We start from the raw sequence: 13,923 nt of genomic DNA, 5'->3' as shown, positions 1-13,923 counted from the left end.
AGAGTAGTCTTGTGCTTCTTATCAAATCACGTCATTATCACTTTACTATAAACTGGATTGAGTGACGAAGATGTTGTATCTAATAGTGACCCAGTTGGGCTGGCTGGCTTTTACGATTTTATTGATCGTGGTGGTCGCGTTATATACTAGGATAACTCGAAAAATCGAGCATCTACGCCGCGATGTAACGACGCTGCAAGCTGAGCTTGAGCAACAAAGACATCGTAGTATGACGCCTCCGTCTGCACCTTTCGTCGATAAAAATGATTATGCACGCAACACTGCTACTAACGATCCTCATCTTAAAGGCAATGTTCCTAAAGACAGTGACGCTAAAGACCATGATGCTAAAGAAATAGCTTTTGACTCACAACACTCTTCTTCAGATAATCAGCTGCCTGTATCACCACCACCGCTTCCTACCGTTGCTTCAAACTCGACCATACATGCAGCATCAAACATCTATGACGATAAATCTATAGACAATAATGCCTCGATAAATACGGAAAACACAGAGCCTACCGCACCGATTGAGCCAGATGAACGCTCATTGCCTATTGTGACCTCTCTGATTCACTCAATCAAAAACTGGTTTTTCGGTGGCAATTTGGTCGTGCGAGTCGGCGTATTGGTGCTATTGGTAGGTGTGGTGCTCCTGCTTCGCTTATTGAGCGAATATATCGAGATTTCAATTACCACAAAGCTGATAGCAGTCGGCGTTACAGGGTTAGCATTGGCAGCGCTTGGATTAAAGCTAACGGCAAAACGCTTTTCATATGGGATTACGCTACAAGGCGCAGGCTTAGCAATTGCTTATCTAAGCACCTTTTTTGCTTACAGTGTTTATGAAATCATTCCTAGTATCCCAAGCTTTATCGGGCTTGGGTTATTGTCTGCCGTCACTATTGCGCTCGCCGTACGTCAAAACGCCTTCCCATTGGCATTACTGGCATTATCTGGTGGGTTTTTCGCACCGATTCTGACCAGTGAAGATACTGGCAGCTTGGTCACCTTATTCAGCTACTATCTACTGTTAAATGTCACAATTGCCGTGATTGCTCATTATCGACCATGGAAAATATTGAATCTATTCGGTGTGACTGTGACATTTGGCTTGGCATACTATTGGGGTATCAGCGAAAACCTGAGCGCCGTCATTGAAACGCAGCGCTGGGCATTGGTGGCATTAGTAACCTTACACTGGCTGCTTTACTTGTTTGTCGTCATTCGTTATGCACAGCAAATCATCACCTATAATGCGCTAAACGAAAAAGACCTCAGTCATGCTGATAATACAGATGACACAAAACACTTGGACAAAGCCCATGTAGGCAGCGCCTATGTATTCCCCATTGATACGGGTTTACTGTTTTCAGTACCACTAATGGCTTTTGGTTTATTTTCTGCCTTACTAAACGACATCGCTAACGCCCTCACGATTACCAGTGCCATTTTGGCTGCGGTTTATCTTGGGATGGGTTGGCTGTTCATCCAGCGTAGTAGACGCTATGCTTTAATCACCGAAGGCATGCTGGCGCTAGGATTAGGATTTTTTGCGCTCGTTATTCCGTTGGCACTAGATGCTGAATGGATTGCTTTTGGCTGGTCAGTACAAGGATTGGCGCTAGTATGGTTTGGACGACGCTCGTTGCGATCGTGGTCGGTGTTATTTGGCTTGCTATTACAGCTCGTCAGTATTGGTATGCTAGTGACGACAGCGATATTCTCTATCGAAGACTATCCCGTTTTGGCCTTTAGTATTTCAGCGCTTAGTTATCTAGCGACCGTCTTTATATTACACGCTAGCAACTCCCCTGCTGCGCTGATTAATACGTTAGACACACGTGATAACTTTAACAATAAAGGCGCTACCACATCCTCGGTCATACAATTGCAAACACTAGACGGTACATCAGATCCATTAACTAGCTATGCCCATGCGCTAGGTGTCAGTACGCAAGCTGCACAGCAATGGCTGACCTCCATCAATAGTCAGAGCCGCGTATTCAAATTCGTTTGGCACAGCCCTAGATTCATCAAATTTTTGACATTGACCGCGATGGCTTGGATGCTACAAGTACTAATGCTTGATTTACATCATTGGTTTGATATCTGGCAATCAAGCACGATGGTAATTGCACTGGCAGCACTCATCAGCTTGATCACTTATTGGGTCATCAATCGCTATCGTCCGTGGGCAGAAATTAGACAGCTTAGTCATGGATTACTAACCTTATTCTACTTCATGCTAATACTGCAACTGCCCCAAAAGTTTGAGCGAAATTTAACATGGGCAACAGCAGAGTGGTTGGTGTTTGTAGGCTTAATAATCGGTTGGTTGGTCATGGGTCAGCTATGGCTAAAAACATGGTCTGATACATTGTCTGATAATAACAATACCTCACGTTATACTGCTGCAAGCTGGCTAGGTACGGGTATCTTACTCATTACTGCCGCGGCGCATTACGGCCTACCAGACTCTGATGGCGTGATGGCTTTCTTGTTTTCAGCGACACTCATATTATTTGGGTTATGGTTAAATCTTCGTTATCTCAGTCAAAATAAAAAAAGTACATCAACTAACAAAACGTCAAAACAAGGTCTGCTATATTGGTTTAATTGGCAACAGGCACTATTAGGATGCGCTGCCATTTTTGCTCCCATTGCTTTACTGTGGGTTGTTCTTACCAATTGGTCTTATGACGGTGTGATTTGGGGCCTATCTTATTTTCCATTGTTCAACCTATATGACATCACATCGTGGCTGACGCTATCGGTTGGTTTTAGTCTGTATTACATCAGCCAACGTCGCCACAATGAAACCGTTATCGATTCGAGTGTAGCTGCCAAATCTAAGCGCGTATTCACCACTGAGAATTTGCTAATTATATTGGGACTGATCAGTTTTTGGTTGATCTCTAGCATGTTGGTCAGAACGCTACATGCCTTTATTGGCACGCCACTTTGGAATGACTATCAAGGCGGCGCATGGCAGAGCGAGCAAGTACAAACAGGACTTACGATTTTATGGACGCTCTTAGCCTTGGTCGCCACTATCCTTGCCAGCCGCTACTGGCAACGCGCGCTTTGGTTTATGGGTATTGGATTATTAGGTATCGTCGTCCTCAAGCTGGTCTTGGTCGATTTGTCACAGACTGAGGCAATTTGGCGAGTGATATCCTTCCTTGGCGCAGGCAGCTTAATACTATTAATTGGTTACCTTGCCCCATTACCACCAGCGCACGAGGAAACAGAAAACCACAATCAAGCGTAATGACAAAGCTGGTTGGGTGAAATTGTGCCGTGAACAAGGTGGTTCTGTAGTAAACTGGACACCATTAGAAAGTAAACGTTGATTGTTTTACTTTTAGCATTTTTTATAAAAGGTTATGAAAGCAGATGGATAAGAGAGCAAGTATTCAGTGGTTCCCTGGGCATATGAACAAAGCCCGTAACGAAATCAAAGAAGTCATGCCGCAGATGGATTTGGTCATCGAGGTCATCGATGCGCGTATTCCATATAGTAGTGAAAACCCAATGGTCGCAGCACTGCGCGGCGAAAAACCTGTTATCAAAATCCTGAACAAAGCTGACCTTGCCGATCCTGAGTTGACTCAAGCATGGATGGATTATCTCGAGCAGCAAGATGGTGTCAAAGCCATTGCTTGTGATACTGAAAAAGCCAATGATGTAAAACGCATCATCGCCATCTGTAAGCATCTCGTACCCAATAAAGTCGGGACTGGTCGTCAAATCAAAGCGATGATTATGGGTATTCCAAACGTTGGCAAATCAACGCTGATCAATACGTTAGCAGGACGCGCTGTGGCGAAAACAGGCGACGAGCCGGCCGTGACCAAGTCACAGCAGCTGATTAAACTAGACGATGACATCATGCTCTATGACACGCCCGGTATGCTATGGCCAAAAGTCGAAAACGAAAACTCAGGCTATCGTTTAGCAGCGACAGGCGGTATTCGTGATACGGCTTTTGACTTCGCTGATGTGGCAAGCTATACCGCTGAGTACCTAATGCAAGCCTATCCTGAGCTGCTAAAAACCCGCTATAAAATTGAAAAGCTGCCAAAGACTGATTGGGAGTTTTTTGAAGTGGCTGGACGTAATCGCGGCTGTGTACGCGCGGGCAACCAAGTCGATACTTATCGTATGTCTGAGATTCTCATTAACGAATTGCGTAGCGCGAAGATTGGTCGCATCACGCTAGAAACACCAGCAATGACTGAAGCGGAAGAAATTGTCGTCGCTGAACAACGACTCGCTGCTGAAGAGAAGAAGAAGGCTAAAGAAGAAGAAAAACGCTTACGTCGTCTAAAGACACGGAAGAATCGGAAGTAGATTCACCAATAATATAAGCTACTATGAATCCATTAATACCATCGGCTAAAACCATTCAAATTTATCTGCCAAAAGGTAACCCTCGTGGATTGCGTTTGGCAGAGATGACTACGCGCACAGTAAGATTGATTGAAATCCCCCGTATCCACATTGACGATTTTTTTGCGATGCCCGATGCCAATCAAGTTGGTTTGTATTTTTTGATTGGTGATACCGATAGCGTAGAGAGGCCGTTACTTTATGTTGGACAAACTGGTGATCTTAAAAGACGTCTTAACCAACACGATGACAAAGAGTTCTGGACACGGGCTTTTGTCATGCTCTCAACTAATAACTCTATGACGCAAACCCATGCGCTATATATGGAACATAAAGCTATCGCAACGGCCATTGAGGTGGGTCGTTACGAACTAAAAAATGGAAATAATGGTAATAAACCGCATACACCTGACCCATTAAAGGCTGATTGCGAGGAATTATTCCACACCCTTGACGTTTTACTATCCACCTTGGGACAGCCTATTTTCGAATCCTTGGCTATTCATAATAGCCTTTATAGCCACGAGACTTATAAAAGCAAATCGACTGATTCCACCATTGCTCAAATAATCGATGAAGCTCCATCGAAACCTATTCCATCCTTGTTTTACTATAAGGTAAAAGATGGTGATGCTAAAGGGTACTATGACGACGATGGCTTCGTAATATTAGCAGGCTCTCTCATACGACAAACACAGACATCATCAGCTCCGCCATTTGTGACTAAATTAAAAGAGAGTCTGCTCAGTAGCGGCAAACTCGTAGCCGTAAACGATAAAAGTTATAAACTCACTGAAAACCATTTATTTAAAACACCCAGTGGAGCTAGTGCTCTAGTATCAGGACGTTCGACCAACGGATGGATTGAGTGGAAAAATGAATCGGGTGAGACTTTAGACAGTGTCTATCGATAAACTCTTACTTCTCTATAGCGATACTATCTATCCCCTTTATTTATAAACAATTAAGCCTCATATATTGGTAAATAGTTTTATCTATTTACCTTTTTTCCTGCCAACTCCAAACTCTATATATCCCTGTTCAACTTACAAGGAATGCTCTTGCCTACTCAGTTTTCTCAGTCATCTACTGCTCTTAACTCCTTTGCCCCGCGCCTACTCGATTGGTTTGCCGAAAATGGTCGCCATGACTTACCTTGGCAACAGCACCAGACCGATACGCCAAATCCTTATATCGTTTGGTTATCTGAAGTGATGCTTCAGCAAACGCAGGTGACCACTGTACTGCCCTACTTTGCACGTTTTATGGCATCGTTTCCGACCGTGCAAGATTTGGCAGCAGCAGAGTGGGATACCGTAGCAGAGCATTGGGCAGGGCTTGGCTATTATGCGCGTGCGCGTAATTTGCATAAAGGTGCCAAGCAGTTGGTCGAAGTAATCGATGAAACTGGTAACTTTCCGCAGACGCTCACAGGATGGGAAGCGATTTCTGGTGTTGGGCCATCGACCGCAGGCGCAATTATGGCGATGGGATTACACCGTTATGGCGTCATCTGTGATGGCAATGTCAAACGGGTATTGACGCGCTGGGCCGCCATCGATGGTGACATCACTAAGTCTGCTACGACGAAAGAGTTATGGGCATTAGCGGAGCGTTTAACACCGACAGAGAACTCAGGACTGTTCGCACAAGCCATGATGGATATGGGCGCGACATTATGTACCCGTAGCAAACCTGCTTGCCTATTATGCCCGCTACAAGAAGATTGCTTGGCACATGCTGAGGGGCGCGAGACTGATTATCCTGTCAAAGCGAAAAAACAGCCCAAACCGAGTAAGTTTAGTGATGCGTTACTGATAGAAAATATAGACGGTGAGATATTGTGGCTACAACGCCCTGATAATGGCATTTGGGGTGGATTATGGAGCTTGCCATTACAGTTTGTAGAGAGAATTGATGGTAAAACGAGTGGTAGCACTGCGAAGAAAGTAGAAGCTAACGATGACAAACTATCGAATATGCCAAATGACGTACGTAGTAATGAAAAAATATACGAAGCAGAATTTACTACCGCTGAGCAAATCATTAATGAATGGCTCATAAAAAATGAACTGGTCACAAAATCAGTTAGCAATACCTTGCTCGATGATGCCCCTATCAAGCATTCGCTGACGCATTTTCACTGGTATTTGACCCCGCGTAAATTGACGATTGACGCGACGCAGGTAACTGAACTAAATCAAAAATTAGCAGCGGCTGAAATTGACTTTAAATGGCTAACCGAACAAAAAGCGCAGGACAGCCTAGGGCTACCTCGCGCGATGGTTAAGATCTTAGAGTAAAAAGTTGGAATAAAAAAAAGCGACTCATTATTAATAACGAGTCGCTTTTTTATAATGACAATCTAAAGGCAGCTGAGCCTACAGCACTCTAAGACTTTGGCACACGCAAGCGCATGAGTCCTTCTTGTTGCACGGTAGCGACCAGTTTGCCATCTTGCCAAAACTGGCCATGATTCAAGCCTTTCGCATTAGACGTGGTATCGCTCCACATGTCATACAGCATCCATTTATTCAAATCAAAATCGCGATGGAAATGCATCGAGTGATCGATACTGGCAGCTTGCAGACCACTGGTCATAAAGCTAACACCATGAGACATCAGCCCTGTGCCAACCAAATAAAAGTCTGACGAAAATGCCAATAGTGCCTGCTGAATAGCCACTGGCTGATTGCCTAACTCACGAATGCGTAGCCAGTTTGCTTGCTTGGGTTTCATAGGTTCTGGGCTAATCGGATTACGCGGCTTCACTGGCTTAATCTCGACATGACGGCGGCGCATAAATCTTGCCTTTAGTGCTTCTGGCACTTTTCCGACATTCTCTTCTTTTAAATCTTGCTCTGTTAGCAAGTCTTCTGGCGGTGGATAGACAGGCATGTCTTCTTGATACTCAAGCCCATCTTCCATCGGTGAGAACGAAGCAATCATTGAAAATATCACTTGCTCAACAGGCGGCTTACCACGTACTTCTTTGTACTGGATAGCCGTGACTTCACGTGCAGACAAGCTACGACCATCACGCAATCGACGGACTTGGTATATCACTGGTTGGTTGATATCGCCACCACGCAAAAAATATCCATGCAGTGAGTGACAAGGTTTGTCTTTATCTAATGTATGCGCCGCTGCCATAATCGCTTGAGCGAGCACTTGCCCACCAAATATACGACTGCCCACATAGTCATGGCTTTTACCCTCAAACACATCAGGGGTAACTTCAATAAGCGCGATAGTAGCCAGCAGCTCATCAATCAGTTGTAGATTGTCGGACATGACGATATGTTTCCTTATTTTTATCAAAAACGCTCAGCATCTGATGATATTGATGCCATATAGCCATCATATTTGAATGTAAAATAATGCGAGATCACTTGTTAAGATCTGTCGAAGGAGACCTTAAAATAAACATACAGACATCGTTAGCGATGTTATCACCGAATATTTATTTTCTATAGAAAAGGTAAACATCTTACCCAATATTGGTGGCTTTGACTAGTTGCTGTCGGCTTACTCATAAGTATTGCTTATCTGTTTTTGCCAGACAAATCTCAACTAAAGATCAAAGCAAGCAATCTCAACCATAAAAAAACGAGATGTATAATAACACCTCGTTTTTGACAAATACGCCGATGTTTATGGCTTAACTGCTACGAGTACGCGAATAGAATCCGGCACTAGCGATAAGTTACCAAGTGCTTGCTCACCTTGAGCTTTAAGCTGCTCTAAACGCTCAATCTCTTCAGGACGTACGTTTGGATTGATCGTCTGTAGATGTTTTAGACGCTTGATTTCACGTGACCACTGCTGGCTAAAGCGGCTACTTGCTTGCTCACCAATCTCAGCGATCTGCTGACGAGCAATGTCTTCAGCTTCGTAATAACGCTGCTCAATCACATCGCCGCGTACTTTAATGACTTGGCGAGCACGGTTTTTATCCAATCGCTCAACGTGCGGCATAATCATCTCAGCACTGATACGAGCCGATAAATCACTGCCTTGCTCACTGATAAAGACACGGATATTTTGCGTGGACAAAGTCGCTGGCAGATTGAGCACTTTTGGCGCGATTGCTTCAACACGGAAATTCACCTCTAGCAGTACCATACCTTGCGGAACCGCGGCACTTTTTAGCATGGCAACTGTCGTATTACCAAAGGTGCTGGTGCTCGCTAGCTCATAAATTGCCCGCATCAATGGATGCTCATGAGTGATGAATTCGATATCTTCACGCTGAAGCGCTTGCTCACGCTCGAAGGTCAACGTCATACCGTCTTCATCACCAAGTGGCAAACCATCAATATAGTCACTGATCTCGGTGCTATCGATAGGTGCGATCACCCACGAGCCATCACGTTGAATGTTGTGATCGATATTGGCAGAGGCAAAGAAACGCTCAATAAAGTGCGGCAGCAAATTATTACCATCGAAGTCACGCATAGCATCGGCGATACGACCTGCGACACGCGGACGACATGAGTTGTACTCTAACAGACGATCACGACCAGCTTGTAGCTGTGCTTCTAGTCCCAAACGTGTCTGTAGCGCCTCGTCAATAATGTCTTGCAAGATGACATTGTTCTCAGAAGTATCAGCACCCTCAAGCATTGGCTTAAGCTCTTGAATATATTGCTCTTGTACGCTTTGTGCGGTTGGCGATATCTGATTGAACATGTTCAGCGCATCGTTATACCACTGATACAGACGCTCTTGCGCTGTACCTTGTACGTAAGGTACATGTAGCATAATTTGCTGCGTCTGACCGATACGATCTAGACGGCCGATACGCTGCTCTAACGTATCTGGATTAGCAGGCAAATCCCATAGTATTAACTGGCTTGCAAACTGGAAGTTACGACCTTCTGAACCAATCTCTGAACATAGTAGTATCTGCGCGCCTTCGCTATCTGCAAAGAATGCAGCTGCTTGGTCACGCTCAAGCAAAGTCATTTGCTCAGTAAAGATAGCTGTTTTGATACCTGCATGCAGACGCAATACCGCTTCTAAACTCTCTACCGTCGCCCCACTACGAGCGATTAATAGCACTTTTTGATGCTTAAGCTCACCGCGTAAGATATCAATCAACCAAGAAACGCGTGGATCATCTTCTAGCCAGCCACCGTCTGGTTGGTTTTCTTCGCCCCATAGCTGCTCACGCAACTTACCATTGGTTTGATAGCTGTCTTTCCATGCCTCAGGAAGTGGCAGTGGATATGGTTGGCTACTACGGCCATAGAACCCTTTGACGCTCTCACGAGTATTACGGAACAAAATACGACCTGTACCATGACGATCTAATAGCTCATTTAGTGCATGAGTTCTTAGTTTTTCATCTTCATTGATTGAAGATAGTTCTTCAATACTAATATCTAATAAGCTACTTAAGGCAGCGATTTGACCTTCATTCAATGGCTTTTCTTCTATTAAGACACCAGCAACTGCTGCTGTCTCTGCAAAAGCTTCTTGACCATCGATAAACTCATCTAAATCATCAAAACGATCTGGATCAAGCAGACGCAGACGGGCAAAGTGGCTTTGCGCACCGAGCTGCTCTGGCGTTGCTGTCAACAGCATCACGCCTGGCGTTTCTTCGGCGAAATCTGCAATCAAGTCATACTTATCATTGCCGCCCTGTGCTTCATCCCAATGCAGATGATGCGCTTCATCAACAACCAATAAATCAAACCCTGCATCCATCGCTTGGTCATATAAGTCTGGGTGATCAAGCAATAGATCCATACCACCAATGATACATTGCTCAGTGGCAAAGACGTTTTGTTCAGGATCGTGTTCTTTAATAGCCGCAGTACGCACTAGATCAAACAAGGCAAAGTTTAGGTTAAAGCGGCGACGCAGCTCAATCATCCATTGATACTGCAAACTATCTGGTACCAAAATCAACACACGCTCAGCTTTGCCCGTTAGCAACTGCTGATGAATAATCATGCCCGCTTCGATGGTCTTACCAAGGCCAACTTCATCAGCCAATAATACACGCGGCGCGATACGCTTACCGACTTCATGTGCGATATATAGCTGATGCTCGATGATATCGACACGTGCACCCATTAGGCCTTTTAGTGGGTGGCCTGCTAGCGCTGACTGCATGCGCAAGATGTCTTGACGCAGCTCATACCAGTCACCGCGCTCAATACGGCCAGCAAGCAAGCGTTCAAGCGGCTTGGCCAATGTGATATTGGCAGCAAGGCGGGTTTCCATGATGCCGCGCTCGTGCTCATCGACGCCATATTTAAGTACGCCCATCACTTCATCAACGGCATTGACCGTATAGCTTTTTCCATCTTGATCGTAGATGCTATCGCCTACTTTAAACACCACGCGCGATAATGGCGCAGAGTTTTTTGCGTAGACGCGTGTCTCTTCACTTTGCGGAAATAAAATATGCACACACCGATCGTCAACATCGATGACCACACCTAAGCCAAGCTCAGACTCCGTATCAGATAAATAACGTTGACCAACGGCGAATTCAGTACTGTGCAATGAAGCAATAGAGATAGTCATAAGGCGATGTCTTTTGTACTCAGATAATGAAATTTAGATAGATAGCTTAGAAAACAGCAATGGCGGCTAACAATAGCTAAATAAGGTTGTTCACATCATAAAATGTCAAAAAGACATAGAAGAAGTGCCACAACACCAATCAAGCCAATCGTTCAGCCCAACCATTATATAACGTTAGCGGGTAGATGAGTGCGTTAAGTTGACTTTTCAAGAGGCAGCTTGCGATAGCTATGATTTTATCAGCTATTTAATCGATACTATGTCAGACCAATATACGATTGTTAAATAATACAGATTATCCTATTTCAACAGCAGCTTATATCTATTCAATCGATATTTGGCCAATTCGTTTTTGACTAAAAATATCAACGTGCTACATTAAGCCGATAAGAAATCATGCGATAGCCATTTATTCGCTAATTATCTATAAGACAACAATAAGTAAGGACTAGCCATGCAAGCCGTTTTTTTAGATAAAGGTACGTTTTCTGATGGTATTGACCTGCCAGCGCCAATAGGTGTGAGCGATTACATCACTTATAACGACACGCCAAAAGACACGGCTGTCATCATTGAGCGCTGCAAAGACGCCGATATTATTATCACCAATAAAGTACAAATTGGTGCTGAGGTGATAAAGCAATTACCGAAACTTAAGCTGATCCAACTGACTGCCACTGGCATGAACAACGTCGATCAAGCCGCTTGCGATAAGCACGATGTTGCGCTGTTCAATGTCGCTGGTTATGCGGTCAAAAGCGTTCCCGAACACACATTTATGCTCATGCTGACAGCGATGCGTGCTGGTATTCATTATCATCAGAAAGTCGCTGATGGCACGTGGCTGGCAAACGGTAATTTTTGCCTGCTGGATATTCCGCTGATTGATTTGGAAGATAAGACATTAGGTATTATCGGTATTGGCACTATCGGCAAGCGCGTGACCGAGATTGCTCGTGCCTTTGGTATGACCGTACTGTGGGCAGAGCACCAAGGACGTGAACCACGCAGCGACGACTATACCGCGTTTGATGAAGTGCTGGCGCGTGCGGATGTGATCAGTCTGCACTGCCCATTGAACGAACAAACTGAGCATCTTATTAATAAAGATACTCTGGCAAAAATGGTTAAACAACCGCTCATTGTCAACGTCGCCCGTGGCGGCATCGTTGATAGCCAGGCATTAACTGACGCGGTTAATAATGAGCAAATCATCGGCTATGCTAGCGATGTGTTTGAACAAGAACCGATCGCCGATAATGACCCTTTGCTCAATATCAGCGACCATCCGCGTGTTATCTTTAGTCCGCATAATGCATGGGGCAGCAAAAGCGCTCAAGAGACCTTGTGGCAGATGTTAAGCAAGCAAGTGGCCGATTTCATCGACAACCATCATCAATAATTACCAAGATACTAACGACTGAACCGTAACCAGTCGTCTTTTACCTTACGATACTTAAGCATGATTCGATCGCTTAAATAGTTGTTGGTCACGAACCAAGGATAGCGATCGCCTTGCTTAGGTAGCTCGTCTTTGCCGCGTCTGACATAACCAGACGATAGCGAACCCATCACGGTATCTGCTTGAGCACAGGCTGTCATATCGTCAGTCTGTGCTTGTGGCATGGCGACTTGATAATGGTTTTTATGCATATACCCCAACAGCCTCACTACATATTGACAAGCCAAATCGATTTTTAGTGTCCACGAAGCATTGGTATAGCCAAACAGTGCTGCCAGATTAGGTATGCCTTCTATCATGACCGCTTTGTAGGTCATACGCGTGCCAATATCGACAGCTTGACCATCGATATATACCACAGCCCCGCCCAACATCTGTAGCTTTAAGCCAGTCGCAGTAACGATGATATCAGCGTCGAGATGCTGGCCAGATTGCAGCATAACTCCTGTCTCAGTAAAGTGGCTGATTTGATCGGTTACCACTGTTGCACGTTTGTCCTGCAAGGCCTTGAATAAATCACCGTCAGGTACCGCGCATACTCGTTGATCCCACGGATTATAGTCAGGCATAAAATGGTTGCTATCAACGCCGCTACCCTTTAACTCTTTTTTTACTCCATTTTTTAAGACTGCTTTCATCACCTTGGGTGCATGAGTCGCAACTTTGTACAGGCCTTGTTGCCGTAACACGTTGCGCGCGCGTAGTGCCGTATAAGCCTGCTCTTTTGATAATGGTGAAAACTTGCCTGATAGCCAGTCCATAGCATGGTCATCACCCGGCACGCTCGCCACATAGGTCGGCGTACGCTGTAGCATCGTGACATGACGTGCACACTGATTACTGTCTTTATCTACTAGCGCAGGTAGCAACGTCATCGCTGTGGCACCGCTACCAATAACGACGACTTTTTTATCATTATAGTCTAGATTATTCCAGTGCTGTGGATGGACGATTTGACCGTGGAAATTCTCTTCTCCCTCAAAGTGAGGGCGATAGCCTTGCTCATAGTCATAATAGCCAGTGGCACCTACGATAAACTTGGCAGTCTTAACAAACATCTCACCGCTTGCATGGTTTTTGATGGTCGCTGACCACTGTTGATCCTCACTAGACCATGATATCTGCTGAACTTCATGCTGATAATGGATATGTTTGGTCACCCCAAACTCGTGTGCCGTATCGGCGATATAGCGCTTGATATCATCGCCTGCTGCAAGCATTCTATAATCAAGCCATGGCCTAAAATTATAGCCAAAGGTCAGGGCGTCAGAGTCAGAGCGAATCCCAGGATAGGTAAATAAATCCCATGTACCACCCAAATCAGCACGCTTTTCTAAGATAGCAAAGCGCTGTGGAGGTTTTTGCTTATTAGTCGGTTTTGCCTGCTTTTGCTTTTTTGGGGCTTTATGACCGAATAAGCCTTTATGCTGCTGTTGCTGTAAACGGCAAGCCATGCCAATACCTGCAATACCCGCACCGATGATCAATACTTCATAGTCGGCTACCTTACCCGTCTTTGAACT

At 44.9% G+C, this 13,923-nt stretch carries 8 protein-coding genes; 5 read left to right on the top strand and 3 right to left on the bottom strand.

Features of this window, described 5'->3' with window-relative positions; genetic code table 11:
• Positions 1-70 precede the first annotated feature (70 nt).
• From CXF69_RS10040 to mutY, 4 genes are all read left to right on the top strand, one after another.
• Positions 71-3,274, top strand: a complete 3,204-nt coding sequence (locus CXF69_RS10040) for a DUF2339 domain-containing protein (RefSeq protein ID WP_102078160.1) — start codon at positions 71-73, stop codon at positions 3,272-3,274.
• Positions 3,275-3,399: 125 nt separating this feature from the next.
• Entirely contained in the window at positions 3,400-4,356 is a 957-nt protein-coding gene (ylqF, locus tag CXF69_RS10035; protein WP_102078161.1) for a ribosome biogenesis GTPase YlqF, read from the top strand.
• A gap of 23 nt (positions 4,357-4,379) precedes the next feature.
• Positions 4,380-5,309, top strand: coding sequence for a GIY-YIG nuclease family protein (locus CXF69_RS10030; RefSeq protein WP_102078162.1), 930 nt, complete (start codon positions 4,380-4,382; stop codon positions 5,307-5,309).
• 141 nt (positions 5,310-5,450) lie between these two features.
• Complete coding sequence (gene mutY, locus CXF69_RS10025; RefSeq protein WP_102078163.1) at positions 5,451-6,698, top strand: A/G-specific adenine glycosylase; 1,248 nt, start codon at positions 5,451-5,453, stop codon at positions 6,696-6,698.
• Between the two features lie 88 nt (positions 6,699-6,786).
• Here the strand turns inward: mutY and CXF69_RS10020 are convergent, their stop codons facing one another.
• Positions 6,787-7,689: an acyl-CoA thioesterase gene (locus CXF69_RS10020; protein ID WP_057761915.1), complete on the bottom strand. Its 903-nt coding sequence runs from the start codon at positions 7,687-7,689 to the stop codon at positions 6,787-6,789.
• A gap of 360 nt (positions 7,690-8,049) precedes the next feature.
• A complete protein-coding gene (gene rapA, locus CXF69_RS10015) occupies positions 8,050-10,938 on the bottom strand; it encodes an RNA polymerase-associated protein RapA (RefSeq protein ID WP_180952618.1) in 2,889 nt (962 codons plus the stop codon).
• 454 nt (positions 10,939-11,392) lie between these two features.
• Between rapA and CXF69_RS10010 the strand changes: the two genes are divergently transcribed.
• Positions 11,393-12,340, top strand: coding sequence for an NAD(P)-dependent oxidoreductase (locus tag CXF69_RS10010; protein ID WP_102078164.1), 948 nt, complete (start codon positions 11,393-11,395; stop codon positions 12,338-12,340).
• A gap of 11 nt (positions 12,341-12,351) precedes the next feature.
• Here the strand turns inward: CXF69_RS10010 and CXF69_RS10005 are convergent, their stop codons facing one another.
• A complete protein-coding gene (locus CXF69_RS10005; protein WP_404944620.1) occupies positions 12,352-13,854 on the bottom strand; it encodes a flavin-containing monooxygenase in 1,503 nt (500 codons plus the stop codon).
• Positions 13,855-13,923 lie beyond the last annotated feature (69 nt).

The sequence above is a fragment of the Psychrobacter sp. Choline-02u-9 genome (assembly GCF_002836505.1).
Taxonomy (GTDB): domain Bacteria; phylum Pseudomonadota; class Gammaproteobacteria; order Pseudomonadales; family Moraxellaceae; genus Psychrobacter.
The sequence above is the reverse complement of the archived record's forward strand: the minus strand, read 5'-3'. Positions and strand labels throughout refer to the sequence as shown.

What these genes read in the sequence shown, in the direction of transcription:
- CXF69_RS10040 (WP_102078160.1), top strand. Translation starts at nt 71, where the DNA reads ATGTTGTATCTAATAGTGACCCAGTTGGGCTGGCTGGCTTTTACGATT.
- ylqF (WP_102078161.1), top strand. Translation starts at nt 3,400, where the DNA reads ATGGATAAGAGAGCAAGTATTCAGTGGTTCCCTGGGCATATGAACAAA.
- CXF69_RS10030 (WP_102078162.1), top strand. Translation starts at nt 4,380, where the DNA reads ATGAATCCATTAATACCATCGGCTAAAACCATTCAAATTTATCTGCCA.
- mutY (WP_102078163.1), top strand. Translation starts at nt 5,451, where the DNA reads ATGCTCTTGCCTACTCAGTTTTCTCAGTCATCTACTGCTCTTAACTCC.
- CXF69_RS10020 (WP_057761915.1), bottom strand. Translation starts at nt 7,689, where the DNA reads ATGTCCGACAATCTACAACTGATTGATGAGCTGCTGGCTACTATCGCG.
- rapA (WP_180952618.1), bottom strand. Translation starts at nt 10,938, where the DNA reads ATGACTATCTCTATTGCTTCATTGCACAGTACTGAATTCGCCGTTGGT.
- CXF69_RS10010 (WP_102078164.1), top strand. Translation starts at nt 11,393, where the DNA reads ATGCAAGCCGTTTTTTTAGATAAAGGTACGTTTTCTGATGGTATTGAC.
- CXF69_RS10005 (WP_404944620.1), bottom strand. Translation starts at nt 13,854, where the DNA reads ATGGCTTGCCGTTTACAGCAACAGCAGCATAAAGGCTTATTCGGTCAT.